General features: G+C 66.0%; 30 protein-coding genes and 2 pseudogenes. 15 read left to right on the forward strand and 17 right to left on the reverse strand.

Annotation, left to right across the window (positions count from 1 at the left end; genetic code table 11):
• The 3 genes and pseudogenes from K6T84_RS15525 to K6T84_RS15535 all read right to left on the reverse strand — a co-directional run.
• Nucleotides 1-1059 (reverse strand): annotated as a pseudogene (locus tag K6T84_RS15525) (hypothetical protein); the annotation flags it as partial.
• Nucleotides 1052-1516: a hypothetical protein gene (locus K6T84_RS15530; protein ID WP_225402090.1), complete on the reverse strand. Its 465-nt coding sequence runs from the start codon at nt 1514-1516 to the stop codon at nt 1052-1054. The pseudogene K6T84_RS15525 and the gene K6T84_RS15530, both read right to left, overlap by 8 nt.
• Nucleotides 1517-2463: 947 nt before the next feature.
• Entirely contained in the window at nt 2464-2937 is a 474-nt protein-coding gene (locus tag K6T84_RS15535; protein ID WP_225401063.1) for a hypothetical protein, read from the reverse strand.
• 413 nt (nt 2938-3350) lie between these two features.
• On the opposite strand from K6T84_RS15535, the gene K6T84_RS15540 reads away from it, so the two are divergent.
• Entirely contained in the window at nt 3351-4385 is a 1035-nt protein-coding gene (locus tag K6T84_RS15540) for a DUF4226 domain-containing protein (protein WP_225401064.1), read from the forward strand.
• Nucleotide 4386: 1 nt separating this feature from the next.
• Nucleotides 4387-4863 carry a hypothetical protein gene (locus tag K6T84_RS15545; protein ID WP_225401065.1) on the forward strand — a complete coding sequence of 159 codons (477 nt, stop codon included), beginning with the start codon at nt 4387-4389 and terminating at the stop codon, nt 4861-4863.
• Between the two features lie 77 nt (nt 4864-4940).
• Here K6T84_RS15545 and K6T84_RS15550 read toward each other — a convergent pair whose 3' ends face one another.
• Entirely contained in the window at nt 4941-5294 is a 354-nt protein-coding gene (locus tag K6T84_RS15550; protein WP_065289112.1) for a VOC family protein, read from the reverse strand.
• A gap of 57 nt (nt 5295-5351) precedes the next feature.
• Here K6T84_RS15550 and K6T84_RS15555 point away from each other — a divergent pair, with 57 nt between their 5' ends.
• From K6T84_RS15555 to K6T84_RS15570, 4 genes are all read left to right on the forward strand, one after another.
• Nucleotides 5352-6278, forward strand: coding sequence for an alpha/beta fold hydrolase (locus K6T84_RS15555; protein WP_224863937.1), 927 nt, complete (start codon nt 5352-5354; stop codon nt 6276-6278).
• A 69-nt stretch (nt 6279-6347) separates the two neighbouring features.
• Nucleotides 6348-7964 (forward strand): DUF4226 domain-containing protein, encoded by a 1617-nt coding sequence (locus K6T84_RS15560; RefSeq protein WP_224863938.1) that lies wholly within the window; start codon nt 6348-6350, stop codon nt 7962-7964.
• The gene (locus K6T84_RS15565) at nt 7961-8371 is read left to right on the forward strand and encodes a hypothetical protein (protein ID WP_224863939.1); all 411 of its coding nucleotides are present in this window, start codon (nt 7961-7963) and stop codon (nt 8369-8371) included. Before K6T84_RS15560 ends, K6T84_RS15565 begins: the two co-directional genes overlap by 4 nt.
• A gap of 491 nt (nt 8372-8862) precedes the next feature.
• On the forward strand, nt 8863-9300 hold the full coding sequence (locus tag K6T84_RS15570) for a hypothetical protein (RefSeq protein ID WP_225401066.1): 438 nt from the start codon (nt 8863-8865) through the stop codon (nt 9298-9300).
• Here the strand turns inward: K6T84_RS15570 and K6T84_RS15575 are convergent.
• Entirely contained in the window at nt 9297-10253 is a 957-nt protein-coding gene (locus K6T84_RS15575) for a dipeptidase (protein WP_225401067.1), read from the reverse strand. The genes K6T84_RS15570 and K6T84_RS15575 overlap by 4 nt on opposite strands.
• 54 nt (nt 10254-10307) lie before the next feature.
• Here K6T84_RS15575 and K6T84_RS15580 point away from each other — a divergent pair, with 54 nt between their 5' ends.
• Entirely contained in the window at nt 10308-10913 is a 606-nt protein-coding gene (locus K6T84_RS15580) for a GNAT family N-acetyltransferase (protein WP_224863942.1), read from the forward strand.
• Here K6T84_RS15580 and K6T84_RS15585 read toward each other — a convergent pair whose 3' ends face one another.
• From K6T84_RS15585 to K6T84_RS15600, 4 genes are read right to left on the reverse strand one after another with little or no spacing between them, the layout of a single operon-like run.
• Nucleotides 10914-12032 (reverse strand): nitronate monooxygenase, encoded by a 1119-nt coding sequence (locus K6T84_RS15585; RefSeq protein WP_224863943.1) that lies wholly within the window; start codon nt 12030-12032, stop codon nt 10914-10916.
• An 11-nt stretch (nt 12033-12043) separates the two neighbouring features.
• On the reverse strand, nt 12044-12460 hold the full coding sequence (locus tag K6T84_RS15590; protein ID WP_225401068.1) for a type II toxin-antitoxin system VapC family toxin: 417 nt from the start codon (nt 12458-12460) through the stop codon (nt 12044-12046).
• Nucleotides 12457-12702 carry a FitA-like ribbon-helix-helix domain-containing protein gene (locus tag K6T84_RS15595; RefSeq protein WP_224863945.1) on the reverse strand — a complete coding sequence of 82 codons (246 nt, stop codon included), beginning with the start codon at nt 12700-12702 and terminating at the stop codon, nt 12457-12459. Before K6T84_RS15595 ends, K6T84_RS15590 begins: the two co-directional genes overlap by 4 nt.
• A gap of 54 nt (nt 12703-12756) precedes the next feature.
• Nucleotides 12757-14115, reverse strand: a complete 1359-nt coding sequence (locus K6T84_RS15600) for an alkaline phosphatase family protein (RefSeq protein WP_225401069.1) — start codon at nt 14113-14115, stop codon at nt 12757-12759.
• Between the two features lie 322 nt (nt 14116-14437).
• On the opposite strand from K6T84_RS15600, the pseudogene K6T84_RS15605 reads away from it, so the two are divergent.
• Nucleotides 14438-14521, forward strand: a pseudogene (locus tag K6T84_RS15605) (hypothetical protein); the annotation flags it as partial.
• A gap of 27 nt (nt 14522-14548) precedes the next feature.
• Here K6T84_RS15605 and K6T84_RS15610 read toward each other — a convergent pair.
• Both K6T84_RS15610 and K6T84_RS15615 read right to left on the reverse strand, forming a co-directional pair.
• The gene (locus tag K6T84_RS15610) at nt 14549-15577 is read right to left on the reverse strand and encodes a glycoside hydrolase family 183 protein (RefSeq protein WP_225401070.1); all 1029 of its coding nucleotides are present in this window, start codon (nt 15575-15577) and stop codon (nt 14549-14551) included.
• Between the two features lies 1 nt (nt 15578).
• A complete protein-coding gene (locus K6T84_RS15615) occupies nt 15579-16286 on the reverse strand; it encodes a TetR family transcriptional regulator (protein WP_224863948.1) in 708 nt (235 codons plus the stop codon).
• A gap of 69 nt (nt 16287-16355) precedes the next feature.
• On the opposite strand from K6T84_RS15615, the gene K6T84_RS15620 reads away from it, so the two are divergent.
• Both K6T84_RS15620 and K6T84_RS15625 read left to right on the forward strand, forming a co-directional pair.
• Nucleotides 16356-17423, forward strand: a complete 1068-nt coding sequence (locus tag K6T84_RS15620; protein WP_225401071.1) for a flavin reductase family protein — start codon at nt 16356-16358, stop codon at nt 17421-17423.
• 17 nt (nt 17424-17440) lie between these two features.
• Entirely contained in the window at nt 17441-18532 is a 1092-nt protein-coding gene (locus K6T84_RS15625; RefSeq protein ID WP_224863950.1) for a fatty acid desaturase family protein, read from the forward strand.
• Here the strand turns inward: K6T84_RS15625 and K6T84_RS15630 are convergent.
• Together K6T84_RS15630 and K6T84_RS15635 are read right to left on the reverse strand one after the other, a co-directional pair.
• A complete protein-coding gene (locus K6T84_RS15630) occupies nt 18529-18741 on the reverse strand; it encodes a TOBE domain-containing protein (protein ID WP_224863951.1) in 213 nt (70 codons plus the stop codon). The genes K6T84_RS15625 and K6T84_RS15630 overlap by 4 nt on opposite strands.
• A 44-nt stretch (nt 18742-18785) precedes the next feature.
• The gene (locus K6T84_RS15635; RefSeq protein WP_224863952.1) at nt 18786-19391 is read right to left on the reverse strand and encodes a TetR/AcrR family transcriptional regulator; all 606 of its coding nucleotides are present in this window, start codon (nt 19389-19391) and stop codon (nt 18786-18788) included.
• 103 nt (nt 19392-19494) lie between these two features.
• Between K6T84_RS15635 and K6T84_RS15640 the strand changes: the two genes are divergently transcribed.
• On the forward strand, nt 19495-20841 hold the full coding sequence (locus K6T84_RS15640; protein WP_224863953.1) for a cytochrome P450: 1347 nt from the start codon (nt 19495-19497) through the stop codon (nt 20839-20841).
• Here the strand turns inward: K6T84_RS15640 and msrA are convergent, their stop codons facing one another.
• Together msrA and K6T84_RS15650 are read right to left on the reverse strand one after the other, a co-directional pair.
• Nucleotides 20842-21342, reverse strand: a complete 501-nt coding sequence (gene msrA / locus K6T84_RS15645; RefSeq protein WP_224863954.1) for a peptide-methionine (S)-S-oxide reductase MsrA — start codon at nt 21340-21342, stop codon at nt 20842-20844. It lies immediately after the preceding gene.
• Nucleotides 21343-21423: 81 nt separating this feature from the next.
• Complete coding sequence (locus tag K6T84_RS15650) at nt 21424-22563, reverse strand: alpha/beta hydrolase (protein ID WP_408066125.1); 1140 nt, start codon at nt 22561-22563, stop codon at nt 21424-21426.
• Between the two features lie 82 nt (nt 22564-22645).
• Here K6T84_RS15650 and K6T84_RS15655 point away from each other — a divergent pair, with 82 nt between their 5' ends.
• Genes K6T84_RS15655 through K6T84_RS15665 form a run of 3 tightly spaced genes read left to right on the forward strand, consistent with a single transcriptional unit; the run spans nt 22646 to nt 24533 of the window.
• The gene (locus K6T84_RS15655) at nt 22646-23149 is read left to right on the forward strand and encodes a nuclear transport factor 2 family protein (RefSeq protein WP_225401073.1); all 504 of its coding nucleotides are present in this window, start codon (nt 22646-22648) and stop codon (nt 23147-23149) included.
• A complete protein-coding gene (locus tag K6T84_RS15660; protein WP_225401074.1) occupies nt 23146-24159 on the forward strand; it encodes an NAD-dependent epimerase/dehydratase family protein in 1014 nt (337 codons plus the stop codon). Before K6T84_RS15655 ends, K6T84_RS15660 begins: the two co-directional genes overlap by 4 nt.
• Nucleotides 24156-24533, forward strand: coding sequence for a DUF427 domain-containing protein (locus K6T84_RS15665; RefSeq protein ID WP_225401075.1), 378 nt, complete (start codon nt 24156-24158; stop codon nt 24531-24533). Before K6T84_RS15660 ends, K6T84_RS15665 begins: the two co-directional genes overlap by 4 nt.
• Nucleotides 24534-24537: 4 nt before the next feature.
• Here the strand turns inward: K6T84_RS15665 and K6T84_RS15670 are convergent, their stop codons facing one another.
• Nucleotides 24538-24927 carry a nuclear transport factor 2 family protein gene (locus K6T84_RS15670; RefSeq protein WP_225401076.1) on the reverse strand — a complete coding sequence of 130 codons (390 nt, stop codon included), beginning with the start codon at nt 24925-24927 and terminating at the stop codon, nt 24538-24540.
• Nucleotides 24928-24933: 6 nt separating this feature from the next.
• On the opposite strand from K6T84_RS15670, the gene K6T84_RS15675 reads away from it, so the two are divergent.
• Nucleotides 24934-25911 carry a DNA-3-methyladenine glycosylase family protein gene (locus tag K6T84_RS15675; RefSeq protein WP_225401077.1) on the forward strand — a complete coding sequence of 326 codons (978 nt, stop codon included), beginning with the start codon at nt 24934-24936 and terminating at the stop codon, nt 25909-25911.
• Here K6T84_RS15675 and K6T84_RS15680 read toward each other — a convergent pair.
• Complete coding sequence (locus tag K6T84_RS15680) at nt 25898-26497, reverse strand: TetR/AcrR family transcriptional regulator (RefSeq protein WP_224863961.1); 600 nt, start codon at nt 26495-26497, stop codon at nt 25898-25900. The two genes, K6T84_RS15675 and K6T84_RS15680, sit on opposite strands and share 14 nt — an antisense overlap.
• Nucleotides 26498-26616: the final 119 nt, after the last annotated feature.

Below are 26616 nucleotides of genomic sequence, written 5' to 3' on the forward strand. Positions count from 1 at the left end.
GTTGGTACCGCCGCCGTTGGTTCCGCCGTTAGCGCCGCCGTTCCCGCCGCTCCAGTTGCCGCCGTTGGTACCGCCGCCGTTGGTTCCGCCGTTAGCGCCGCCGTTCCCGCCGCTCCAGCTGCCGCCGTTGGTTCCCCCGCCGCTGGCGCCCCCGCCGCCGTTGCCGCTGGAACCGGCGCCGCCACCCGTGACAACGCCGCCGCTTCCTTTTGTGGCTGTAGGACTTCCCGCTTCAGGCCCCCCCTTTCCACCCGAATTGCCGCCACCCCCGATGGTCGTTGGCATGCTGGAACTGGGCCCACCCTGACCGCCGTCGCCACCAGCCCCGCGGGAAGATTCGGCTCCTCCATGGCCGGTTGGACCGCGACCGCCTTCTCCGCCATCCCCGCCGGTTTGGCCGGTCGTCGGTTGCGGATCTGCACCGGTCGGGTTGCCCTTACCTCCAGAACCGCCGTCACTGCTCAGCTTGTTAGTCAGTTCCTCGGCTGTGAGTTCCTTTGGTGGGTGAGAGGTGTCGAAATTTCCACCATGCTCTTTGAGCCAAGTTCTCGCTTCTTCGTTTGATACACCAAGGACTTTTCCAGTAATACGAACGATCTCGTTATTGGCCTTGTCGGCGGCACTTTTCGCCTCCTCGTTTTTATCGCGGATCACGCCGTTGATTTTGTTTACCTTGTCACCTAAGGGCGTGTCCTTGGAGAGGATATCTTGGATCTCGTTGTTGCCCGAGTTGGCGATGCCGGACAAGGTTGTACGTAGGGTAGTCACCTCATTCGCAACCGCCGTATTGGCGTTGCGCTTGTTATGGCAGTGCTCGACGACGTCCATCAAGCGTTGCTCATGCTGAGCCATGCGCGAGGTCAGATCGTTGGCGGTATTGCCGCGGTTTGACGTAGCGATGAGTGTTCGTAGATTGCGAAGCGCGTTTCGCTCGTTGTCCTTGACTTGAGCTTGTGCATCCCACTGAGCGGCTGCTGCTGTGAGTTGGGTGGGATACGCAGGCCACCACGGCCCAATCAACAGAGGGGTGAAAGGCCTTGGATCCGCGGACTCAGTCACCGCACAAGTCCTTTAGGGCCTGAGTCTTGGCGTTTACGTCATCAATTGAAGCTCGAAAATGCGCATCATCGGTACCTTTGCTGCCTGAAGCCGTCATTGTTTCATATGACGATGCCAGGGCAAGAGCGGCGCTACGGTATTGGTCGTTTAGCGCAGGGTCTGAAGCCGCAGCCTCAAGGATAACAGCAGCATTCGTGGCCGATATGCGCGCTAGTGCTATATCAGACCCGTTGGTTTCGATAGAGGCGGCCTCATCCGCGAGTTTGAAGCGTTCACAGAGGTTTGCTTTAGCCGCGTTCGTCTGTTCACGGGTGTAGCTAATACCCGAGCCTGACCCCGGCCGAACGACCGAAACAATGACAGCGACTGTGGAGAGGGCTACCGCCAAGAGCGCGAGTACCGCTAGAGGCCAGGTGCGGGTGCGAGTGGGAGGCGGTACCGGCCAGGGCTGCGTCATGGTCACGTGACGGATCGTATCCCTGAACGCCGCTTCCGCGCTTACACCCGTGTTTTCCTGCAGGGGCACGGGCCGCAGCGCCGTCTGGGCCATCGGGGCCGTCGCAGCGGCCAGCTGGTCCGGGGATACGGACCACGGCGCGCCAATCAAGAATCACGTGCTGGGCCTAGCACCTACACAGTCAGCCGCCGCAAATCCCGTGCATGACACTATCCTTGACGTGGAGATCCTCGCCCATTTTTTGGAATTGCTCGTTAGGAGCCGTGGTGCTTATTGCGGTCTGGGTCTGATATGCAGTAGCTAAGGCGTGGGCTGCACTACAGTCATGCGCGTCCAACGCTGGGTCCGCGGCGGCTGTTTCGAGGATCAGAGCGCCGTTGGTTAATGCCACACGAGCCAGGGCTGGGCTATCGGGGATAGATGTTTCGATGTGCATCGCCTGGGCAGCCAACCGGTACCGGTCACAGAGCTGCGCCTTCGCCTCGGCCTTTTGTGCGCTTGTGTAGTTAGGACGTGGAGCTGGGCCTGACCGGGTCAGCGCAACGATCAGCGCAGTCGCAGCGAGGACTACGGCCAGTCCGGCGAGGGCCGTTGCCGGCCAGTTGCGAGCGCGGATGGGCTCCGGCACAGGCCAGGGTTGCGTCATGGTCACGTGACGGATCGTAGGCCCCAACACCGCTTCCTCGCTTACATGCCATGCGTTTCTTCAAGTGATTTGGCCCCACCGTCATGAATTTTGGCCCCTGCCTGGTTTATCCTGCACGAGCTAGCGAATCAGTAGCGCAGAAAACGTACACAGTGCATCTTCCGCAGCACCGACCTTTCGGAGAGGCTGACTGGCGTGTCCCCTTTGGTATGGCGGCCCTATGCCCAGCGTCTCCAGCGAACCCCGTACATGAAGGGCAGTCGGACGTGACTTCCTACTGCTAACCTGAAGCCGTACCCTACTAGTCGCCGCATAGGGACTTTAATTTGTCAGCCTGTGTGTTTGTTTCCTCAACCGCCGACTGAAAGCGCGGGTCGTCCTTTCCGCTGCTCCCCAGCGCCGTCTCATTTAGTAAGGCGGCGGCGAGGGAAATCGCCGAATCGCGGTACTGGGACTCCAGCGCCGGATCTGCAGCAGCCATCTGTAGCATCACCGCACCGTTGGTTTCGGAGATCCGTGAAAGTGCAGTATTGTCAGGCACGTAGGTTTCAGTGCGCACGGCGGCTCCTGCTATTCGATATTTATTGCACAGATTTGCCTTCGCGCTCGCTCGTTGAGCGGCGGTGTAGTTGCCGCCCGATGCGCCACCCGACCGGGTGAGCGCTATGATTACGGCCGTTGCCGCCAGGGCTACGGCCAAAATCGCGAGAACCGTGACAGGCCAGGTGCGGGCGCGGGCGTGTGGTGGCATCGGCCAGGGCTGCGTTGTGGTCATGCCGCGGATCGTATCTCCCGAGGCTGTGTTGGTACATGCACCGCTGCCCGCGCTGCCGGAACACCCGGATACGTAGCCGCGGCGGTTGCGTACCCGACTATCCAGGGGAATCTCCAACGCCAACGAGGGTTTGAACGGACCACTGGCGGGGTGTAAAGGCCCACCGCAGCACGTCGACACGATCCTCGCCCGCATCTGGGATTCTGGCGGTTTGTGTCTGCGATCGACGAGGCGTCGGTTGTTGGGGTTGCGGAACCCGAGACCGGAACTCGAACTGGGATTACGTGGAATTTCCATTCAGTACGTCGCCCGAGCGGTCAAGGCGAACGTGAGGGCGGCATAAATCCAGGTCGTCAGCTTGAATCGTTGTAGTCCGCAGAACCTTTGGCCACGGGGTGGGCTACCGTTGCGGCATGCCCGATGACCTCGGCAGCTTTGCGGATGCCGCACGCGATCGCGAAGCTCAGCTGGTGCGCCGGCTGGCGGCATCAGTGGCGGTTGACAACGAGTTCGAGGCAGTGCTACGTGGCGCTGTCGAGCAGAATCGTGCTGCGCGACAGCGCTTGGATGCGATCGAAGGCGAAATCAGGGAGGCTGCTGCCACCTGGCGCGGGCTAGACACTCCAGCGGGCGCACGTCAGTTCCAAAGGTTCCTTATCGCCAAGACCCGCGAGATTCACAAGGTCGTCGCCGACGGCGTTGCCGACAATCAGAGCAGGGCCGCGACAGTGCAAATGCTGAGTGGCCGCTACGGGGTCGGTGGCAAAGTCCCGTTGGAGCCTCCCCGGCCGCCGAGCGACAGTCCCGGCAGCCCTGGTGAGGACGGAACCAATCCTGGCGATGTCGCGTATGTGGGGGGCGACGATCGCGACCAGGCGTGGCGCTATCCGTGGGAGCCCCCGCCGCCGGCGGACTCGGCGCCCGGAGGTGGCCGCTGGGACATTGAGGGCCAACAGGCGTACCCGGCCGGACCAGGTGGTGGCCCGCCTCTCGGGCCAGTCGCCTTGCCGAGGCCGTCGCACCGCGAGATTGCGCCCGTAACCGGGGCCAGTTCTGGCTTACAAGAGGTGGTAGCACCACAGCCCAACGGGTGGGGTGTCCAGCCCGCGTGGACTCTGCAGGAGGCATACCGCTTTCGGGTCGTCGGTGAGAGTTTCAACGGTTCGCCGAGCCATCTGCGGTGGGTGCAGCGTGACGGCCAGTGGTACCAAGCGAAATGGATTGACTACAACTTTGAGGCCGAACATGTCCGGGCCTTGGTTCCGCACAATGATGCCGAAGGATACGGACCGAAACCCTGGGGCATCAACAAGTGGAATCCAGTAGGCATCAACGACATATACAAACTCCAGATAGGCAATCCACGGCTCACGCTGTCATTGCCCACCCCAGGTGGGGGAGCCTTCTCGATGCCCGCGGGAACGCCGAGGGCGATTTCGGGTGGGTGACATGACGACCGCGACTCGCTTCAGGTGGTGGGCGGCAGCAACAACGGCACTCGTCGTGGTTTCGGGCGCGATCTTCTGCTGGGTGCTGGCGGCCAGACATCGCCACCCCTCCGCCGACGACTGCACGGTGGTGGCGCAGGTGGCGCAGCTGTGGCAGGCAGACTCGGCCAGGTCGATGGATGCACTCGCCCACGACAGCGGCGAGCCCCGCACCGACGCCGACAGCGTCAAGAGCCTTAGCCAGAAGGCCGGCGCCGCAGCGCAATCGGTTGTCGATCCGGTGATCAGACGGAACCTGGACGACTGGGCACAGGGATTCGGCCTGCTTGCCCAGATTATCCATGACGGTGGACAGAGCTCGTCGCCCGCGGGGCCACCCGGGGAATCCGATCGAATCCAGGAAGCCGGCGATCTGATCTACCTCACCGCCGACAAGCTACGCGCGTCCTGCCCAGACGCCTTCCCGCCACGGCGTTGACCCCCGCCGGGGGACGACAGACGGCGGTGCTTGCGACCAGGCCGATGACGGCCGAGTCGTGAACTCGGACCAAACCCCTACCGCGCCAGCGGCTTATAGAACACCAACCCGTTGCCCTTGTTGTCATAGACCACCGCCCGGCGCTCGTGCGCGTCGTCGTAGGGCCCCTTCACGATTCCGCCGCCGCTGGCCTCGATCGCCTTCGCGGCGCCGTCGACGTCGTCGGTCTTGATGCCGACCACCACCTGGCCGTGGATCGGGTGATCGACCGCGGTGGCCAATGCCAGGGTCACCGAGCCGCCGTCGAGGGCGGCGAAGTGCGCGCCGTCGCGAAACTTCAACGGCATGCCCAGGGTTTCGCTGTAGAACTTGATGGATTCGTCCAGGTCGTCGGTGGACAAGACGATCATCCGGATATCGTGGTCGCTCATGGGGGCCTCCTGTGTGTTCGCTCTCGCTCCAGGCTAGGCCCGCGATACCGTCAGCGGGTGGGTAAACGTCTTGCGGCTCTAGCGTTCGCACTACTCCTGGTCGCGCTGCTAGTCGACGGGGCGGTCACCGACCGCATCGCACGGGCCGCCGAGCCCTTCGGCGGTGGCCGGGTGTTAGATCTGCCCGGTCCGGACCTCAACGTCCGTGAGTACGGCTCCGGCGGCGACCACGCGGTGGTGCTGCTGCACGGCTACACCGCATCGATCCAGTGGTGGGAAGCGGTGGCGCCCGCATTGGTGGCAGGCAACCGGGTGATTGCGATCGACCTGATCGGCCACGGCGGTTCCGAAGCCCCCCGCGATACCGCGGCATACAGCGCCGAGGCGCAGGCGGCCGCGGTGCACCAGGCACTCGGCGCGTTGGGTGTGCGGCATGCCGTGGTAATCGGGCACTCGATGGGCGGCACGGTGGCCACCGCGCTGGCCGAGAGCGTCCCGGAAATGGTTGACCGCGTGGTTGTTTCCGACACCCCGGGCGGCGAGGGTCTGGTCGTCATGCCGGCCTTGGGTGACGCGGTGTGCTGGCCCGTGCTCGGCGCCTCGCTGGACCGGCTGCGAAGTATCGACGCTGTGGACAAGACGTCGCTGCAGACCGGATTCGCCGCCGACTACCCGGTTCCCGATATTGCCTACCGGTCGTTGAAAGGCATGACGCACAATGCCTTGTGCGGCCCCCGCAAGGCTCCCAACTTCAACGCCCAGCGCGCGGTGGCCGACCGGCTGGCCGGCCTGGGCAAGCCGGTGCTGGTGCTGTGGGGTGAGTGCGATGTCCTCACCCCGACGCAGGCCAATGTCGACCGCTACCGTGAGGCGGGCTTGCAGCCCGTCGTGATCGCCGGATCAGGGCACACCCCGATGGTGGAGAGGCCGACTGAATTCCTCGGCGCAGTAGAGGGTTTCGTGCACGGCACCGCTCAGCGGTAGCAAGTCTGGCCGAAGAGCCTGCGTTGACGGGATTGCCGCCGACGCGCCATCGGGACTACGTTGTGCGGCATGCCCGACGAGCGCGGTGAGTTCGCCGACGCCGCGCGCAAACGCGAAGCGCAGCTAGCGCAGCGGCTGGCAGCGTCGATGGCGGTCGATCAGCAATTCGAGGCGGTGCTGCGCGGCGCCGTGCAGCACAACCGCGATTCACGACAGCGCCTGGACGCAATCGAATCCGAGGTCAAGGAAGCTGCCGCGACGTGGCCGGGCCTGGACACCCCGGCGGGTGCTCGTCAGTTTCAGCAGTTCTTGATCGGCAAGACCCGTGAGATCTACCGGGTCGTCGCCGACGGCCTTGCGGACAGTCGGGCCAGAGCCGCCACGGTGCGAATGCTGGGTGGGCGCTACCGGATCGACGCCGATCGCACGGTGCACCTGGCCGGCTTCGGTCGGCCGATGAGCCCGGCGTTCGACCGCCCAGCAGACCAGACTGCGTTCGAGGATCTGTTGCGCGCCAACGATCAGGCGGTGATCGATGCGATGGCCCAAGTGCAAGCCGCGCAGAAAGCCCTCGATGATGCCGCAGCCAAGGCCTACGCGCACGGCGCCGGCAGCGACGACGCACGCGAGGCCATGGCTCGGCTGCCGGCGTTGAAGAAGAACCTCGCCGACGCCCTTGACAGATTGGGCAAGATCCCCGACTACTCGAAGATCGACCCGGCCTCGGTGCATCTGGGTCCCGACGGAGCGGTGTCGTTCACCTACACCCTCGGCGGCCAGAAGATGGCGGTGACCGGCACCCTCAAGAACGGTACCGGCGAGATCTACGACCAGGGCGCCGGCAGTGGCAGCAGTGCCTACTTCACCTACAAGGACGGCAAACTCGTCGGCTCCCGATTCCTCGACCCCGGCCGGGTCACTCCCGACGACGCACTGCTGCAGAACGTCATCTTCACGGCCGTGGGTGCCGGTCCCGCCGTCAGTGCAGGCAAGGCCGGCGTCGAAGCCGGCTGGCAGGGCATGCGGGCACTGTTCGCCCGCGAAGCCCTCGAGGCTGGTGGCGGCAGCGCAACCGGGTTGACCGCCGACAACGTGCTGTCGCGGGCGGTCACCCAAGCCGAAATCCGCGCGCACGCCGCCGCGGACGACCTCGCCGCCCACCACCCCGGACTCCACACCCCGGTCACCGCTGAGGAGCACCTCCCGCCGCCAGTCACCCACGAACACTCGCTGCCGGATGCCGGCCCACACATACCTCACCTACCGAGTGAACCGGCGGTCTCGTGGCCCGCGTTCACCTTGGACAACCCGCTTGACCACATGAGTCCGGAATTGCGGGTCCTATCCGAGCAGCATCTCACCGGCAGCGGCGAAACGGTGCTCGGGCCATTCACACCCATAGACGGCGGCCTGTCCTACATGAAATTCGCCGAGCAACGAGGGGCCAGCTACTTCAACATCGGCGACGCCTGGTACACAGTCACCGAGACCCAGCGAATGGCCGCAAATCAGCACGTTCTTGATATCGCTATCACAAACAACGACGTCATCACCCTATCGGTACCATTTAGAGATGTCGAAGCATCGACGTACACGGCGGCGGAAATTCGATACTTAGAAGCTAACGGATACAGGCGTACCGGCGAAAACACTTTGATCCCGCCGAACAAGGGAGCAGTCCAATGAAGGCATTGCTTGAAATTTTTCTCGAATATTTTGATATCTTCTATCTTGAACCAAGCTATCGAATTACAGACTCTAGGACATCCGGTTCAGCGCAGATGGATGCTTCTCTCGTGATTAGCGGTCCGACGCTGACCTGGCGGTTGGTAAATAACCGTGGACAGATTCAACTGGCCGTCGCCCCGACCGAACTCCTAGCTCGCGAGAATTGGTTCTGGCTATCTGTTATCCGCCAGTACTTGGATGGGGACGAGGACACGATTATTGATGCCAACAGTATCGAGTGGTTGCGAAACAATGTAAATCGTATCGAGCAACTTTTCACTGACCAGGAAACCGCAGTTCATTCATGCCAGGACCTCAACTCATTGAAAGAGCAAATCGCATCGAGACTGTTCGGACCTCCATAGATGTCGGCGACTCGGCACGCGACGGTAACACATTGATGCCGCCAGGCCTAGGGGGAGGATAAGTGACCCGATTATTGGAATTATTTCTCAAATGTCTCGAAGTATTGTACCTAGACCCGAAATACCGCATCACTGACTCCACGACCGCGGGCTCGCCCACAGAGAATGCTTCGCTGCGGGTGACCGGCGAGGTAGTCAGCTGGCAGGTGATCAACGATCGAGGTCAGATCTTCGTGGCGGTCGCACCAAGTCGCCTGGACGCGACCGAGAACTGGTTCAGACTCACGTCGGTTCGTCGACACCTTGATGCATCGAAGAGCGCAGCACGTTCCTGTCGGCGGAGCTTGCCGATTGGCTGAGCTGTAATATTGGCCGAGTGGAAACACTTTTTGCCGACACGATTGTAGAAGCTACCTGTAAGGCGCTGATCGCGGTGGAGGAAGCGAAAGCCACCGAGCTATTCGGGCCGCCCTGAGGTGGAGGTCACTAGAATGAAGACCCTGCTAGAGTATTTCTTGAATTATTTCGACGTGCTGTATTTGGATCCGCAATATCGGATTACGAATTCAAGTAGTCGCGGTTACCCGACAATCGACGCGTCGATCCAGCTGACAGGCCCGATCCTGAGCTGGAACCTGGCAAACAACAGAGGCCAGATGGAGGTGACCGTTGCACCGACGCGGTTGGCGACGGCAGAGAACTGGTTCTGGGTATCGCTGATCAAGCAGTACGTCGACGGCGAATCGGAGATCAAGTATCTGTCCGCGGCGGAAGAGATCGAATGGGTGCGCGGAAACATCGACCGAGTCGAACGGGTGTTGGCAGACGGCTCAACTCTTCAGTCCACATGCGAAGAATTGCAGGCACTACGGCACTCCAACTCAGACAAGTACTGGACAAACTGGCGCCGGCAGCAGGGGCTGAGCTAACCACCCCAGCTCTCCCGCGCCACCCGCCGGAAGTTTCCGCCGAGCACCGCGGCCACGTCGGCAGAAACCCAGCCGCGTGCGCCAAGGTGCTCGCCCAGCCCGAGCCAGGTCTCCGGCGGCATCCACTGGATCGGACCCCAGCGGGTGTAGCTGTCGTCGAACAGCGCCGGGTTGGCGGCCATCTCGTCGGCGAGCTCGGTGTGATCGAAGGAGAAGTCGGTGCTCACCCCGACGTGCTCGACGCCTACCAGCTCGACGGCGTATTCCAGGTGCCGCGCCATCGCATCCAGCGTTGGGGTGTTGGGGCCCAAGAAGATTCCCACTCCGGTGATTCCGACGACGCCGCCGGTGGCCGCGCACGCCCGCGCCTGATCGTCGGTGATGTTGCGCGGGTGATCCCAGACCGAACGCATGCAGGAGTGGCTGTAGACCACCGGCCGGGTCGACACGTCGCACAGGTCCAAACCGGTGCGGGTGCTGCAGTGCGAGCCGTCGGGCACCATGCCGACGTTGTTCATCTCGGCCACGATGGCACGGCCCCACGCGGTCAGCCCGGTGTCGTCGGTGTCCAGGCAGCCGCTGCCGGCGCGGTTGGCGTGGTTGTAGGTGGGCAACAGGGTCCGCACCCCGTGCGAGACCAGCACGGCCAGATTGTCCAGATCGTCGTCGAGGGGGTTGGAGTCCTCCAGATCGAACACCACCGCGATGCCCCCGGCCCCGGTGATCGCATCCACGTCGTCCACTCCGGTCGCCAACCGCACGCCGGGCAGGGCGTCGACGGCACGGCGAAAATGCCGCAGCAGGGCCATGGTGTCTGCGAAGCGCTGCGGCGAATAGCCCGCGTTCACCGACACCAGCGCGCCGCCGGGCTGCTGGTAGCGGGTCAGCGGCGTCACATCGGTGCCGTCGCGCAGCGGCAGGCAGGTGTGCTGATCCCACAGCAGGGTGCTCATGGTCGCTGATCTTGCACCGCGCGGCGCCCGGGTGCGACGCATTAGGGTGACCGGATGGCTATCGACGTGCGGCCCGCGAAGAAATCCGACCTCACCGCCCTGGGTGCGACGCTGGGCCGGGCGTTCCACGACGACCCGGTGTCGATGTGGATGCTGCCCGACGCCGACACCCGCACCGCGCAGTTGTCGAAGTACTTCGCCACCTCCACCCGCTATCACCACCTCGGTGGTGGCGGCGTCGAGATCGCCTGCGACGGCACGACGGTGGGCGCGGCGGCACTGTGGGACCCGCCGCACCGGTGGAAGCAGTCGAAGGCCTCTCAGCTGCGGATGCTGCCGGCGCTGATCTGGGCGTTCGGGTTGAAAATCTCACGGGGACGGACGATCTCGGACCTGTTGGAGGACAACCACCCCGAGGAGCCGCACTGGTATCTGGCGGTGATCGGCAGTGATCCCAATGCCCGCGGCAAGGGTTTCGGGCAGGCCGTCATGCGTTCGCGGCTGGACCGCTGCGACGCCGAGCACTGCCCGGCCTACCTGGAGTCCAGCAAGCTGGAGAACGTGCCCTACTACGAGCGCTTCGGTTTTCAGGTGACCGGCGAGATCACGCTGCCCGACGACGGGCCGACGCTGTGGAAGATGTGGCGCCAGCCCCAGTAACTAATCGTCGACGGTGCCGCTGAGGCGTTCGGCGGCGGCGAGGTAGTCCCGGGCGAACTCGAACACGACGTCGCGCGCGGGCTTGACCTTGTTCATCAGCCCGACGCCCTGCCCGACGAAATACGTTGCCAGGGCCAGCGCCCCGGGATGTCCGGCGTTGGCCAGCTTGTCGACGCGGCGCAGGGCCGGCTCGGCCAGCATGGACTGCAGCGGCAGCGGCAGGGTGGTGTGCCCGCTGTCGTTGGGCCGCCAGGCGTCGGTCCAGTCCGAAACCAGTTGCCGGGCAGGCTTTCCGGTACGCCCCGTGGAGCGGATCGTGTCGCGGGAGGTGGCGGCCAGCATCTTCTGCACGGTGTGCGGGGCGGTCTCGGCCTCCTCGGTGGTCAGCCACACCGAGCCGGTCCATGCCCCGGCCGCACCCAAAGCCACGCAGGCCGCCATCTGCCGGCCCGTCACGATCCCGCCGGCGGCCAGCACCGGCACCGCGTCGTCGATCGCGTCGATCACTTCGGGCACCACCACCAGTGTGGAGACCTCGCCGCAGTGACCGCCCGCCTCGGTGCCCTGGGCGACGATCAGGTCGACGCCGGCGGCCACCTGCTTGATCGCGTGCTCCTTGGCGCCGACCAGGGCGGCGACCGGGATGCCGTGGTCCTTGCCGGATTTGATCATGTAGTCAGGCGGCACCCCGAGCGCGTTGGCCATCAGCCGGATGGGATGGGTGACGGCGACCTCCAGCAGTTGTTCGCCGGAGCTGCCCGCTAGCATCGCCGAACCCATCCGCGGGTTTTCCTCGGGCTCAATGTCGTGTGCTGCCAACAGGTCTGCGATGTAGGTCTTGTAGTCGTCGGGGATCCGGTCGGCCAGTTGGCGCCCGGACAGGTGCTCGCCCTTGCCCTCGAACTTGGCGGGCACGATGATGTCGATGCCGTAGGGCTTGCCCTTCACCTGCTCGTCGATCCAGCTCAGCTCCTGATCCAACTGCTCGGGGGTGTAGGCGGCGCCGCCGAGCACACCGAAACCGCCCGCGTTCGTCACGGCGGCCACCACGTCTCGGCAGTGGCTGAACGCGAACAGCGGAAAGTCGATGCCGTATTGGTCGCAGATCGGGGTCTTCACTTCGCCGCTCCTTACGATGATGCCCAGGGGTCGATACAGCGGACACCGAACTCTCTGAAATGCTTGGTGTTTCGGGTTACCACAACCATTCCGGCCGATTCCGCAACCGCCGCAATAAGCCCGTCATCCAACGGTGCGCGCTCGGGAACCGGGTATGCAGCGAGGATGCGCGCGGCCGGCAGGTCGAAGGCCAGTACCCGACCGGCAAAGGCGGGCAGCACCCGGTCTTCGAACCACCGTCGGAGAACCTTGCCCTGGGCTGGGTCAGAGCGCTCCTTGGCCAGCACGCCCCGCTCGATCTCGGCGATAGATATCGCAGAGACAAACTGGTCCCCCACCGGCACGGAAGCCGCCCACGACTCGACCGACGGATTGCGGCCACGCACCCGCAGGGCAGATACCACGTTCGTGTCGAGGACGTATCTCATAGATCGGGTATGCGCGCTGTGAGGGGCAGCCGTTGCGGCTCGAACTCGATCTCGGAGCCTTCGTCGCTACTCAGTAGGTCGACCATGGTGGCGGCCGACTGTTCGAGAGCTCGACTGAGGATCGCCCTGGCCTCAGCTTCGACGGATCGACGATGCTGCTGGGCACGTTCCCGCAGCGCGGCTTTGGTGCCCGCGGGCAGGTTCCGGATAAGGATCTGTTCGGACTCCACGGCACCTCCCATGCGATATCGTTCCTACGATATCACTGTCGGCACCGCCGAGGGGCGAAAGAAGTATCAGCCCGCCAGCGCGTCGGCGTCGAGCAGCGGCGGGTCGAGCGGCGCGATCACGCCGGCCCCGGTCAGGTAGCCGACCGCCCGGCCCAGCTCGGTGGCGACGTCGACCACCACCGGACCGACGGTGTTGAGCGCCCACTGCAGGCCCTGGGCCAGGTCGCTGATCACGAAGATGTCCTGGTCGATGATCGTCTGCAGGTAGTTGAGGATCGGCGGCAGCAGGTAGCTCTCCAGGAAGAAGCCGGCGCCGCCGGCCAGCGCGCGCAGGCTCAGCATGATGTCGGTGCCGATGTCGGGGTAGCCGTAGCTGTTGATCGCGTCGGTGAGGGCCTGCTTGAGGTCGACCGGTATGACGAAGCTGTGCAGGATGTCCGGGTCGCTCTGCATCGGGACGCCGTCGAAGTCCGAGCGCATCGGAATCCCGAAGGCCTGCAAGATGGTTGGGGTGATGTCGACGGTCTGGTAGCTCAGGTTCTGCCCGCCGGCCTGCGCCTCGTTGCCGGCCAGCGAGAAGATCACGAAGCTCGACGTCTCGTTGGGCGTCTGGAAGCCGTGGCCCAGGCTGAAACCGGGCAGGGTCACGGTCTGTTGGTGGCCGTGGTCGGTGACGGCGATGATCGTCCACTTATCACCGGTGGCCGACTCGGCGTTGGCGACGGCCTCCAGGATCTGTTTGATGTTGGCCCCGACGTTGACGACGGCCTGCGCGTACTCCGGCGACCCGCCGCTGAATTCGTGTCCGGCGTGGTCGACCTGGGACTGGTAGGCGAACATGAAGGTGTCCACGTTCGGGTTGGTGGTGGTGCCCAGGATCTTGGCGCTGGTCGCCTCGGTGACCAGCGCGTCCATCTCCTCCGACGTGGAGCCGCCGGAGATGCCGATGATGTTGTCAGCCGGGTAGCCGCCGGTGGAGGCCATGTCGGTGAACAGGCCCCGGCCGGAGATGACGGTGGTGTCGACCTCCGGCTTGTAGTACTCGATCAGGTTGAACACCGACGGCCAGGTCGTGTACGGCTCAGGCCGGTAGATGTTGCTGACCACGCCGTGCTTGTCGTCCCAGACTCCGGTCAGGATCGTCGACCACGACGGCGTGGACATCGTCTGATGCCCGGCGATGCTGGTGGCGGCGGTGACGCCGCGGTCCATCAGCATCTTGAAGCCGCTGTCGTCGTTATAGGCGTATTCCAGGATCTTGTCCAGGTTGGTGCCGTCGGTGCCGAGCAGCAGCACGTGCTCGGCGGCGAGCATCCACTGCGCCGTCACCGCGGACAGTCCCGTCTGCGTTCCGACCGCCGCGCCGGTTCCGGCCACCAGGCCGGCGACGGCCGTACCGCACAGAAGCTGCTTGAGGGTTGTCACGTCGGATCAGCTCAGGTCGAGTGTCAGGTCCGGGATGCTCAACTCGGTGCTGCCCGGCAGCGGCAGTGGTGCGTCGGTCGGCGCGATGACGCCCGCGCCGGTCAGGTACACAGGAACTGCTTGATCGATGTCACGATGGATTCCCTATCGAAGTTTCTGCTAGTGGCGGCGACCATAGCAGACACCCAGGAAATGATCAGATTATTCACAGTTTCCTCTTATTTTCGCCAGTCGGCGCTGGGATTAACGAGGTGCTTGCGGCAGCACGAGGACGGCGACGCGCGTAGGTTCTGCGCTATGCCCGAGCAGACGGGCGCGGGAAGCGGTGCTGGCGCGGCGGTTGGTGACGGCCGTTGAGCTCGATCGGTCCTTCGAGGAAATTCTGCGTGGCGCCCATCGGATCTCGACCTCAAGCGCATCCAGTCGCCCCAATTCACCTGACCAGCGTCGCCCGGAACTGCATCACCCGATATGGCCAGCCCTGCTCGGTGTTCCACTGCGACACCAGCAATCCCACCCCACCGGCGCGGTCCACCCGCGAACCGGGCAGCACATAACCTCCGTAGAGCTGGGCGACCCGGCCGCCGGCGTGGTCCTCGTTGTCCCAGCCGCTGCCGACGACCGGCAATTGCAGTGGCACACCGGCCAATTCGGTGACCGGAGACGAAAGCACCCGGTACCCCAGCGCGTAGCGTGACGATACGAACCCGCAGAGCACCCAGGTATCGGCGGCCAGCCGGCGCAGCGACAGTTCCCCCCACCGCTCACCGGGCGGGGTGATCGGCACCGGGGCGCGGCCCCAGGCCCGCCGGCCGCCGCGGTAGCCCCAGCCGGAGTACTTGGCAGGGTCGCCGATGTCGGCGGGGCGCACCCGGCGCAGGATCACCCCTTTGTCGCGCTGAAAACCGGTGGACACCACGTAGATCCAGCCGTCGTCGGGGTCGTAGTCCCACGACCAGCATTGGGCGTGCCCGCGGTGCAGCCGGGCCGGGAACTTCGCGCCGAGGTTGCGCCAGGACACGCCGCTGTCGGCGGAGCTCCAGATCTCGGTCCAGGCCACGTTACCGAAGCCGCGGTTGACGATCGCGTGCAGGTACAGCATCTGGTCCACCCGCAGCAGATCCGAGGGGATCACCGTGCTGATCGAGCTGCGGTCGCGCCGGCTCGCAGGTTCGCGGTGCCGGTAGTGCCACAGCTGCCGGGCGTAGTCGGCGTCGGCGCCGCCGGCGCGCTGGTAGCGGATCCGGTGGCGGGCGCCGCCGGTGCCGATCAGGATCACCGGGGATCGCCAGTCGCCCTGGCCCACGCGCTCACCGGCGAAAGTGTCGCCGAACACCGACACCAGATTGCCGTCCGGTGCTGTCACCGACGCCCCCAGGTCGGCACAGGTGACGCCCCAGCGATCGGTGATGCCGGGCCCGGTGATGTCGGCCAGTTTTCCGGGGGCCGCGGCGGGGCTCACCTCAGGGCTTGCTGTGCCAGCCGCCGGCCGCGACGGTGATCATCCGGAGCTGTTTGACGGCAACGCTTTTGATCTCGGCGAGCGTCTCGGCGTCCGGGGCCTCGTCGATGGCCTCGGCGGTGACGATCATCGCGTTGACGAACAGCCCCGCCAGGATGTTCAGATCCTCTGCGCTCCAATCGTTGAACGCCGGGAAGCGCGCCAGGTCGGTGGCCAGTTCGGAGGTGATCAACCGGATCTCGGTACGAATCGCATACCGCAGCACCGTCATTCCGCTGAAGCGTTCCCGGTTGATGAACCGCCAGTACTCCTGGCGGGAGGCCACGCTGTCCACCAGCACCTCCACCGAGGATTCGATGACGCGGCTGGGGTCTACCCCGCCGGTACGGGCATCGCGAAGCGTCTCGCGCAGTGCCCGAAACGATTCGTCGATGAGCACCAGGCCCAGCGCATCCATCGACTCGAAATGCCGGTAGAAGGCTGCCGGCACGATATTGGCCGCCCGTGTCACTTCCCGCAGGCTCAGCGCACTGAAACTGCGTTCGGCCAGCAGCGTCAGCGCCGCACCGATGATGGCGCGGCGGGTGGCCTCTTTGCGTTCCTCGCGCGACCCCCGCTCCGGTCGCTCGGGACGGTGCGGGCGCTCGGCACGGGGCGGGCGCGGCGGCCTCGTTCGCCCGGACCGTGAATTCGGCGTACGACTGTTCACTGTTGTGAAGCGTAACACAGCGAGCGTAAACCCCTTGACGTGTCGTAAACAAGTGTTCACTGTGTACATATGTTCACTCAAACCTTGAAGCGCCGGGTGTTGAGCTCCAGCCTGGTCGACTTGCTCACCGGCCCGCACGGGGTCGACCGGTACACCGAACTGGTGGACCCGACCTGGGTCCGGGGCGACGCCCGCGCCCGGGTGGTCGCCGTCCGGCGCGCCACCCCGCGCAGCGTGACCCTGCTGCTGGAGCCCAACGACGCGTTCGGCAGCTGCTCCCCCCGTTTTCAAGCCGGTCAGCACATCAACCTGTCCGTCGACATCGACGGCCGCCGCCGCACCCGGTGCTACTCGCCGGCCAGCGCCGAGGGCCAGCGGCTGATCGAGCTCACCATCGGCCGCCACGACGGCGGCCTGGTCTCCGAATACCTGTACCGCAACGCCCGGCCCGGCATGATCGTCGGCCTGGACTCCGTCGGCGGGGACTTCGTACTGCCGGCCGTGCGGCCCCGGCGGATCCTGCTGGTCTCCGGCGGCAGCGGCATCACCCCGGTGATGTCCATGCTGCGCACCCTGCTCGCCGAGCAGTACGCCGGCAAGGTGGCGTTCGTCCACTACGCCCGCAGCCCCGAGGAGGCCTGCTACCGGGGCGAACTCGCCGAGATGCCGCGGGTGAAGGTGCTGCACGGCTACACCCGCACACCCGAGGCAGGTGACCTTCAGGGTTACTTCGACGCCGAGCACCTGCGGGCGGCGATGCCCGACGCCGAGGCCGTGTTCGTCTGCGGCCCAACGGCATTGGTGGCAGCGGTGAAACAGCACTGCCCCGCCGCCATCTCGGAGAGCTTCGTGCCGCCGGTCTTCACCGCGCCGGCCGAGGCGTCCGGGGGCAAGGTGAGCTTCCTGGGCAGCACCATCGCCGTCGTCGATGACGGCCGGACCCTGCTGGAGCAGGCCGAGGCGGCCGGGCTGCAACCGGTCAGCGGCTGCCGGATGGGCATCTGCCACAGCTGCACCTGCCGCAAAACCGGTGGCGCGGTGCGCAATCTGATCACCGGCGCCGTCTCCACCGCCGAGAGCGAAGACATCCAGATCTGCGTGTCAGTGCCCGTCGGCGACGTCGAAATCGACCTGTAGAAACCAAAGGAGCCAACATGTCCGCACCAGTTCTCGAACCGACCGAAGTCCTGGAAGCTCAGCGCCCGGATCTGCCCGCGCGGCTCGATGAGTTCGGCGCCGAACTCGACGCCATCCGCCAGCGCGTCCTCGACGATCTCGGGGAGCGCGACGCCGAATACATCCACAAGATCATCAAGGCGCAGCGCTCCCTGGAGGTCGGCGGGCGCGCGCTGCTGTTCTTCAGCATCATCCCCCCGGCCTGGCTGGCCGGCACCGTGATGCTGGGTCTGTCGAAGATCCTCGACAACATGGAGATCGGCCACAACGTCATGCACGGCCAGTACGACTGGATGGGCGAACCGGCGTTGCAGGGCCGGGATTTCGAGTGGGACAGCGCCTGCCCCAGTGACCAGTGGCGGCACTCGCACAACTACATGCACCACACCCACACCAACATCGTCGGGATGGACCGCGACGTGGGCTACGGCATCCTGCGGATGAGCGACAAGCAGCCCTGGGAGCCCTACTTTCTGGGCAACCCGCTCTACGCCTTCCTGCTGATGGTGCTGTTCCAGTACGGCGTCGCGGTGCACGAGCTGGAGACCGAGCGCATTCGGGCCGGCGAGATCGGTCTCGCCGACAAGAAGGAGATGCTGCTGGAGACCTGGCAGAAGGTCCGCCGCCAGACCCTCAAGGACTACGTGGCGTTCCCGCTGCTGGCCGGCCCGTTCGCGCCGCTGGTGTTCGCCGGCAACATGACCGCCAACCTGATGCGCAACGTGTGGTCCTACATGATCATCTTCTGCGGCCACTTCCCCGACGGCACACAGGAATTCACCATCGAGGAAACCGAGAACGAGTCCCGCGGCATGTGGTACTACCGCCAGATCCTCGGCTCGGCGAACCTGACCGGCGGCAAGTGGTTTCACATCTTCAGCGGCAACCTGTCGTTCCAGGTGGAGCACCACCTGTTCCCCGACCTGCCGGCGCACCGCTACGCCGAGATCGCGCCGCAGGTGCAAGCGATCTGCGAGCGTTATGGCGTGCCCTACAACAGCGGCCCGCTGCTGCGGCAGTTCGCCACCGTGGTGCGCAAGATCTGCAGGCTCGCGCTGCCCTGGAACTAATCGACCCCGACGGTGACCTCGGTCGACTTGATGAACACCGTGGCGGGCTTGCCGACCTTGAGATCGAGGTCCAGGGCGGCGTCGCGGGTCACCGAGGAGGTGATCACCTGCTCACCCCCGTCGAGGCGGATCTTGACCACGGCCATGACGGCGCCGACATCGACGTCAGAGATGGTTCCGGTGAGTTGGTTACGCGATGACAACTGCATGACGGTCCTCCGGTTCTCGGTGCCCCCGACGGATCAACGGTAGATCAGCGACGGGGCCCCAGCAGGGCAATCGAGGCATCGACCGCCGGCCCGGTGATCACGCCGACGTCGGCGCCGTCCTCGACGGCCAGGGCGGTCAGCTCGCGCAGGCCGCCCAGCAGGATGACCGCCAAGGCGGGGGTGAGGGGGGGCAGGCCGGCCCGGCGGAAACCGGGGCTGCCGCTGAGTTGGACCAGCAGGTTCGACATCAGCTCCAGGCCCCGGCGCTGGGCCGGCCGCGCCACCTCACCCAGTGACGGCAGCTCCCGGATCCAGCTCAAGGTGATCGCCGGCCGGTCCCGGATCTGGGCGACGTAGGCGCCGACGGCCGCACGGATCTGGTCCTGCCAGTCGGCGGACGGGTCCACCGCGGTGCGGATTCGCTCGGCCAGGGCCTCGTTGTCGGAGCGCAGCAACTCCAGGAAGCACTCCTCCTTACTGGCGAACCGGTCGTAGAAGGTGCGTTTGGAGGTCCGGGCGGCGCGCACGATGTCGGCCACGGTGCTGGCCCGGTAGCCGCGCTCGCTGATCGAGTCGGCCAGGCCCTCGAGCAGGCGGAGCCGAAACGGGTCGGTTGAGGGCGCCGCCTCGTCGGCAACCACCGCCGTCATCACTGCACCTCCCAACCCTTGCCAGCCGTTGGTACATAAGGGTACCGTGTCCGACAAGCATTTGGTACGCACTGGTACCACGTCCTGCGTCGGAAGGCGTGTCATGACCCAGACCATCCCCGGCAACAGCACTACCAGCACAGACGTCCCCGCTCCCGCGATCAACCTGCCGCCGGGGCCGCGCATCCCCAAGTCCCTCGGGATGGTGCTGTTCGCCTTGGACCGGCGCCGGCTGGTCAATCGGCTGACCAAGCGGTTCGGCGCGGCCTTCACCGTCGACAGCCCGATTTTCGGGCCGACGGTCTTCGTCACCGAACCGGACCTGGCCCGGCAGGTTTTCCTGGCCGACCCCGAGGACCTCGGCAACATCCAGCCGAACCTGTCGCGCATCCTCGGCTCCGGCTCGGTGTTCGCGCTCGACGGCGCCGAGCACCGGCGGCGGCGCAACCTGCTGAGCCCGCCGTTTCACGGAAAGAGCGTGCGGGCCTACGAACAGATCATCATCGAGGAGACCCTCAACGAGATCAGGAAATGGCCCACCGGAACGTCGTTCGAGACGCTCGGGCCGATGAACCGGATCACCCTCAACGTCATCCTGCGGGCCATCTTCGGGGCCGAAGGCGCCGAACTCGACCAGCTTCGCGTCAGCCTGCCCAAGTGGGTGACGCTGGGCTCGCGGCTGGTGACGCTGCCCATGCCGATCCGCAACTACGGCCGCTATACACCCTGGGGCAAGCTGGCGGCCTGGCGCGACCAGTACGAACGCATCCTGGACAAGCTGATCGACGACGCGCAGGCCGACCCGAACTTCGCCGAGCGCACCGACGTGCTGACGCTGCTGCTGAGCAGCACCTACGACGACGGCACGGCGATGACCCGCCGGGAGATCGCCGACGAGCTGCTGACCCTGCTGGCCGCCGGTCACGAGACCACCGCGTCCACCATGGCCTGGGTGTTCGAGCGGCTGTGCCGCCACCCGGAACTGCTCGACGAACTGACCGCCGAGGCCGACACCGACGCGAACACGTTGCGCCGCGCCACGATTCGCGAGGTGCAACGGGTGCGTACCGTGATCGACTTCGCCGGCCGGCACGTGTATGCGCCGAGTGTGCAGATCGGCGAATGGGTGATCCCCCGCGGGCACGGGGTGATCGTCGGGATCAACCAGATCCACCAGAGCCCCGAGGTGTTCTGCGACCCGGAGCGGTTCGACCCCCGGCGCTTCCTCGACGGCAACCCGTCGGCCTTCGAGTGGCTGCCCTACGGCGGCGGCAGCCGGCGCTGCCCTGGGTCGACCTTCGCCAACCTGGAGATGGACCTGGTGCTGCGAACCGTGTTGCGGCAGTTCACCATCGAGCCCACCACCGCGCCCGGCGAGAAGTACCACTCCCGCGGGGTGGCGTTCACCCCGAAGCAGGGCGGCCGGATCACGGTGCGCCCCCGGGCTTAGCTACTGACGCTGCAACTGCCAGTCCGGCCGGATGTAGTGGCAGGTGTAGCCGTTCGGGAAGCGCTCCAGGTAGTCCTGGTGCTCGGGCTCGGCCTCCCAGAAGTCGCCGGCCGGGCTCACCTCGGTGACGACCTTGCCCGGCCAGCGTCCGGAGGCCTCCACGTCGGCGATGGTCTCGCACGCGACCCGGCGCTGCTCCTCGTCGAGGTAGAAGATCGCCGAGCGGTAGCTGGGCCCCACGTCGTTGCCCTGCCGGTTACGCGTGGTCGGATCGTGGATGGCGAAGAAGAACTCCAGCAGGCTGCGGTAGTCGGTCACGGTCGGGTCGTAGACGATCTCGATGGCTTCGGCATGGGTGCCGTGGTTGCGGTAGGTGGCATTGGGGACATTGGGGTCGCCGGTGTAGCCGACGCGGGTGCTCAGCACGCCGGGCTGCCTGCGGATCAGATCCTGCATGCCCCAGAAGCAGCCGCCGGCCAGGATCGCGGTGTGGTTGGTCATGCCCCGATTATCCGCGGCTGCCCGCGGTTCGTCAATGGGCCGGCGGGCAGACCCGGATCGCGGCAGCCTCGAGCGTCGCCATCAGGTGCGTTCGGCGATCCAGGACGCCACCAGGTCGGCGCAGACGGTGCGGCTGTCGCCCGGGTGCTGCAGGTAGTGGTCGCCGGCGATGAAGTGCAGCGTCTTGTCGGTGCCGGCCAGCGAATCGTAGATGTGGTGGGCGTCGCTGGGGAAGACGCCGGTGTCCGCGGTTCCCTGAATCACCAACGACGGCAACGTGATTCGGCCCAGGTGCGGGGCGCCCTGGCAGAACGACGTCTGAAGGCTCCACATGGACAGCCAGGTGCGCAGCGTGCAGTGCGCGGCGATGTTGTACGGCGCGCGGTTGGCGCGGCGCGGGTCTCCCAGGTAGCACTGGTTCAACGGGCGGTCCGACGGGTCCAGCGAGGGGTCGAGGTAGCGCGGGTCGGCCCACACCCGATGCACCGAAAAGGACCGGTCGTAGGTGCCGCCGGCCTTCAGGCGCTTCAGTTCCGACTGCGCCCAGGTGGTGATCCGGTCGTTGCGGTCGCGCTGGGCCTGGCGGTAGCGGGCGACGAACTCCGGGGTGTAGGGCGGGGCGTTCTGCTCGGCGTACATGTCCAACGTGGGGTCGCAGGACAGCGGATCGGTTTCGTCGGTCACCGACGGGTCGATCCATGCGGTCAGCACCTCCGGGCGCCCGGCGTGCGCCTGAGTCGACACGTACAGATCACCGGGCGGCAGCGCATTGACCGCATCGGGCACCGGGCCGCCCCCGACGGCGGTGATGTGCGGGTCTATCGCCTGGGACTGGTAGGCGGCCATCAGCGATCCGCCGCCGGAGTTGCCCAGCAGCACGACCACCTCGACACCTGCCTGCTCGCGCAGCCAGGCCACCCCGGCTGCGATGTCCAACAGCGCGTGTTCGAGCAGGAACACCGACTCGCCGCTGCGGTAGCGGGTGTTCCAGCCCAGAAACCCGTAGCCGCGTTGCGCCATCAGCGGCGCCAGATAATGCTCGGCAAAGTCCACGTTGTAGTGGCTGGCGATCACCGCCACCTTCGGCCGGACACCGGCCGGGGTCCAGTACAGCCCCTGCGCGGGGTGATACCCAGCCGGGTTCACATCCGCCGATGCCGAAGTGAGCGACACGAATTCGCGGGTCACCGCCACTGCACAACTGGTCGTCACGCCGGTCACCGTAACACCGGATCTGAATATAAACTCAGATTCAGATCCCGGCCCCTCGACAACACCGTTAGAACGTGTTCTAGTGCTTGGCATGACGCCCAAGTTCAGCCGCGCGGAGCTCGCGGCCGCCTTCGAGACCTTCGAGCAGACCGTCGCCCAAGCCGCGGCCAGCAAGGACTGGGATGCCTGGGTGAGCCACTACACCCCCGACGTCGACTACATCGAGCACGCGATGGGCACCATGCACGGCCGCGACGAGGTGCGCCCCTGGATCCAGCGGACCATGTCGACGTTCCCGGGCAGCCACATGACCGAGTTCCCGGCCCTGTGGTCGGTGATCGACGAGGACAGCGGGCGGATCATCTGCGAACTGGACAACCCGATGCGCGACCCGGGCGACGGCACGATCATCAGCGCCACCAACATCTCGATCGTCACCTACGCCGGCGACGGATTTTGGTGCCGCCAGGAGGACATCTACAACCCGCTGCGGTTCGTGGCCGCGACCATGAAGTGGTGCAAGAAAGCCCAGGAGTGCGGCACCCTCGATGATGAGGCGGCCGCCTGGATGAAGCAGTTCGGCGGCAACGCGTGATGGCCAAACCCAAACTGGTCATCGGCGCCAACGGATTCCTGGGCTCGCGGGTCACCCGAGCGCTCGTTGACGCCGGCCATGACGTCCGGGTGATGGTGCGACCCAGCGCCAACACCATCAGTATCGACGACCTGGACGTGACCCGATTCCACGGCGACGTGTTCGACTCGGCCGTGCTGGCCGAGGCGATGGCCGGCTGCGATGACGTCTACTACTGCGTGGTGGACACCCGCGCATGGTTGCGGGATCCCAGCCCGCTGTTCCGCACCAACGTCGAAGGCCTGAGCAACGTGCTCGGCGTCGCCAAAGACGCCGGCCTGCACCGGTTCGTGTTCACCAGCAGCTACGCCACCGTCGGCCGCCGGCACGGCCACGTCGCCACCGAGGACGACGTGATCAGCCCGCGCGGACTGAGCGCCTACGTGCGGTCCAGGGTGCAGGCCGAACAGCTGGTGCTGCGCGCCGCCGCCGAGGACGGGCTGCCCGCGGTCGCCATGTGCGTGTCGACCACCTATGGCGACGGCGACTGGGGCCGCACCCCGCACGGCGCCTTCATCGCCGGCGCGGCCTTCGGCAAACTGCCGTTCCTGATGGACGGCATCGAACTGGAGGTGGTCGGGGTCGACGACGCCGCCCGGGCGCTGATCCTGGCAGCCGAGCGCGGACGGAACGGACAGCGCTACCTGATCTCGGAACGGATGATTGCGCTCAAGGACGTCGTCCGGATCGCCGCAGAGGAGGCCGGGATGCCGGTGCCTGCCCGGACGATCTCGGTGCCGATGCTCTACGCCCTCGGTGCGCTGGGCAGCCTGCGGGCGCGGCTGTCGGGCAAGGATGCCGAGCTGAGCCTGGCCTCGGTGCGGATGATGCGCGCCGAGGCCCCGGTCGACGCGAGCAAGGCGGTGCGCGAACTGGGCTGGCAGCCCCGCCCGGTCGAGGAGTCGATTCGGGAGGCGGCCCGGTTCTGGGTCAAGATGCGCGACGCCAGGAAGCGAGGTACCGCAGCTTGAGCGAACGACAGATTCTCACCCCGACCGCCGACTACCCGATCACTGTGACCCCGACCGGGCGACATGTCACGGTGCGGATCGGCGGTGAAGTCATCGCCGACACCGATGCTGCACTCACCCTTCAGGAAGCGAATCACGCTGCGGTGCAGTACATTCCGATAAACGATGTCAATACCAACCTGTTGGCCCGCACGGCGACCACCAGCTACTGCCCGTTCAAGGGCGATGCGGTCTACTACACGGTGACCACCACGGCCGGCCAGGTCGTCGCCGATGCGATCTGGACCTACGAGCAGCCGTTCCCCGCGGTGACTGAGATCGCCGGGCACGTCGCCTTCTACCCGGACAAGGCTGACATCAGCGTCGACGCCTGAATGGCTAAAGCCCGAGCACCTCGCCGGCGAAGCGGGTATCGGTGTACTCGCGCACCGAGGTGATCCGGCCGTCGCTGGTGTCGACGATGAACACCAGCGGGCTTTGGTAGCTGGAACCCTCGCTGGTCAGGCACTCGCCCTGTGCCTCGATCACCACGGTCTCGTGCTCGTTGATGCAGCGCAGCAAGTCCAGATTGACTCGCAGGCCATGCCGGCGCTCCTCGGTCTGGCGGCGTAGCCCGGCGATGTCGATTTCCTGGCCGGTCAAGATGCTCCAGTAGGTGAAGTCGTCGCTGACCAGCGTGAAGACGTCGTCCAGGTCGTCATCGCCGCAGAGGCCCTGCAGGAACATCCAGGCCAGTTCTGCCTGCGGATCGTCGAAAGGGGTGGCCATCCCCTCATGGTGTCGTGCCGGGGCCGAACCGGTCAACGCCGACGCGGTGAACTCTATGATCGCGGCATCACCGATTCGCTTCGCCGCACCGTCATCTTCGACGGCCCGGCCAGTCCGGAGCTGACGCTGGCCCCGCTGCGCCGCGGCCCCGGTGACCCGTGCCTGCAGGTCGGCGACGACGGCGCGATCTGGCGTACCAGCCTGATGCCCGGCGGGCCGGTGACCGCCCGTATCACCCGGGCGGCACGCGACGCGGTGGACTGCGAGGCCTGGGGTGCCGGGGCGCAGGAGTTCCTCGACGGCGCTGCGGGGCTGCTCGGCGCCGACGACGACGCATCCGACTTCGCGCCCAGTGAGCCGACGGTGGTCGCCGCGCACCGACGGCTGCCACACCTTCGGCTCGGCCGCACCCACCGGGTGCTCGAAGCACTGATCCCGGCGATCCTCGAACAGCGGGTGCCCGGTGCCGACGCGTTCGCCGCCTGGCGGCGCCTGGTCGGCGAATTCGGCACCCCGGCGCCCGGCCCGGCCCCGTCGCGCATGCGGGTTCCACCGCCCGCGGAGGTGTGGCGGACGATTCCGTCGTGGAAGTTCCACCGGGCCAACGTCGACGGCGGGCGCGCCCGCACCGTGATCGGCTGCGCACAGCGAGCCACAACATTGGAACGTCTGGTCGACCGGCCGGCCGCCGAAGCCCGTGCGGCGCTGACGACGCTGCCCGGAGTGGGGGTGTGGACCGCGGCCGAGACGGCGCAGCGTGCGTTCGGTGACGCGGACGCCCTCGCCGTCGGTGATTACCACCTGGCGAAGATGATCGGCTGGACGCTGCTGGGCCACCCGATCGACGACGACACCATGGTCGAACTGCTGGAGCCGATGCGACCGCACCGGCACCGGGTGGTGCGACTGCTGTTCGAGAGCGGGTTGGCGGTGCTACCTCGACGCGGGCCGCGGCTGCCGGTACAGCGGATCAGCGTGCTGTGACCGACGAGCTGGCGGCTGTCTCGTCCGCGTCTGGGGCGGCGGCGAACCGGCCGGAGTCCAGCGCGTCGAGGAGCTGGCCGGCGATCCAGGTGAACGCGACGCTGTCCGGCGGCAGCAGCACCTGTTCGTAGCCGACCAGCAGATACATCGCCCAATCGGCGAACAACTCCGCCTGGCGCTCCTGGCCCAGCACCTCCAGCGCCGACTCGTAAAGGATGTCGAAGCGCTGCCGGTCCACCTCGGCCTGCACGGCGTGCACGGCCGGGTCCGCGGAACTCCAGCACCGGATTGCCGCCTCGGCACCGTGCGGCAGCGCCAGGCCGATCTGGATCAAGCTGTCGAGGCGTTCCCGGGGATCGGGTATGGCCCGCACGAACTGCACGTGGACCAGGGTGCGCTCGTTCAGCCAGTGCTGAACCAGCTCCCGGGTGTAGACCGGCCAGCTGGTGAAGTAGTGGTAGAACGACCCGGTCGTCACGCCGAGCCGGTTGCACACCTGTGCCAACTTGAGGCCGCCGTAGCCCAGCTCAGACAGTATTTCGAGACCTGTCTCGAAGTACGCTTGCCGTGAGAGAACCGCGCCCATAAGTCGACTTTAGTTTGCCGGGTCCCGTCGCGTAGCCACCGGGGCGACACGAAAGTTAATTCTCGTAACGCGAAGTTAACCGGCGACCCAGGATCGGCCCAGGATTAGCTGTCAACATT

The sequence above is a fragment of the Mycobacterium zoologicum genome, assembly GCF_020181635.2.
GTDB lineage: Bacteria > Actinomycetota > Actinomycetes > Mycobacteriales > Mycobacteriaceae > Mycobacterium > Mycobacterium zoologicum.

Excerpts from the sequence above, each read along its gene's own strand:
- K6T84_RS15530 (WP_225402090.1), bottom strand. The coding sequence starts at position 1,516 with ATGACGCAGCCCTGGCCGGTACCGCCTCCCACTCGCACCCGCACCTGG.
- K6T84_RS15535 (WP_225401063.1), bottom strand. The coding sequence starts at position 2,937 with ATGACCACAACGCAGCCCTGGCCGATGCCACCACACGCCCGCGCCCGC.
- K6T84_RS15540 (WP_225401064.1), top strand. The coding sequence starts at position 3,351 with ATGCCCGATGACCTCGGCAGCTTTGCGGATGCCGCACGCGATCGCGAA.
- K6T84_RS15545 (WP_225401065.1), top strand. The coding sequence starts at position 4,387 with ATGACGACCGCGACTCGCTTCAGGTGGTGGGCGGCAGCAACAACGGCA.
- K6T84_RS15550 (WP_065289112.1), bottom strand. The coding sequence starts at position 5,294 with ATGAGCGACCACGATATCCGGATGATCGTCTTGTCCACCGACGACCTG.
- K6T84_RS15560 (WP_224863938.1), top strand. The coding sequence starts at position 6,348 with ATGCCCGACGAGCGCGGTGAGTTCGCCGACGCCGCGCGCAAACGCGAA.
- K6T84_RS15565 (WP_224863939.1), top strand. The coding sequence starts at position 7,961 with ATGAAGGCATTGCTTGAAATTTTTCTCGAATATTTTGATATCTTCTAT.
- K6T84_RS15570 (WP_225401066.1), top strand. The coding sequence starts at position 8,863 with ATGAAGACCCTGCTAGAGTATTTCTTGAATTATTTCGACGTGCTGTAT.
- K6T84_RS15575 (WP_225401067.1), bottom strand. The coding sequence starts at position 10,253 with ATGAGCACCCTGCTGTGGGATCAGCACACCTGCCTGCCGCTGCGCGAC.
- K6T84_RS15580 (WP_224863942.1), top strand. The coding sequence starts at position 10,308 with ATGGCTATCGACGTGCGGCCCGCGAAGAAATCCGACCTCACCGCCCTG.
- K6T84_RS15590 (WP_225401068.1), bottom strand. The coding sequence starts at position 12,460 with ATGAGATACGTCCTCGACACGAACGTGGTATCTGCCCTGCGGGTGCGT.
- K6T84_RS15595 (WP_224863945.1), bottom strand. The coding sequence starts at position 12,702 with ATGGGAGGTGCCGTGGAGTCCGAACAGATCCTTATCCGGAACCTGCCC.
- K6T84_RS15620 (WP_225401071.1), top strand. The coding sequence starts at position 16,356 with ATGTTCACTCAAACCTTGAAGCGCCGGGTGTTGAGCTCCAGCCTGGTC.
- K6T84_RS15625 (WP_224863950.1), top strand. The coding sequence starts at position 17,441 with ATGTCCGCACCAGTTCTCGAACCGACCGAAGTCCTGGAAGCTCAGCGC.
- K6T84_RS15630 (WP_224863951.1), bottom strand. The coding sequence starts at position 18,741 with ATGCAGTTGTCATCGCGTAACCAACTCACCGGAACCATCTCTGACGTC.
- K6T84_RS15635 (WP_224863952.1), bottom strand. The coding sequence starts at position 19,391 with ATGACGGCGGTGGTTGCCGACGAGGCGGCGCCCTCAACCGACCCGTTT.
- K6T84_RS15640 (WP_224863953.1), top strand. The coding sequence starts at position 19,495 with ATGACCCAGACCATCCCCGGCAACAGCACTACCAGCACAGACGTCCCC.
- msrA (WP_224863954.1), bottom strand. The coding sequence starts at position 21,342 with ATGACCAACCACACCGCGATCCTGGCCGGCGGCTGCTTCTGGGGCATG.
- K6T84_RS15655 (WP_225401073.1), top strand. The coding sequence starts at position 22,646 with ATGACGCCCAAGTTCAGCCGCGCGGAGCTCGCGGCCGCCTTCGAGACC.
- K6T84_RS15670 (WP_225401076.1), bottom strand. The coding sequence starts at position 24,927 with ATGGCCACCCCTTTCGACGATCCGCAGGCAGAACTGGCCTGGATGTTC.
- K6T84_RS15675 (WP_225401077.1), top strand. The coding sequence starts at position 24,934 with ATGGTGTCGTGCCGGGGCCGAACCGGTCAACGCCGACGCGGTGAACTC.
- K6T84_RS15680 (WP_224863961.1), bottom strand. The coding sequence starts at position 26,497 with ATGGGCGCGGTTCTCTCACGGCAAGCGTACTTCGAGACAGGTCTCGAA.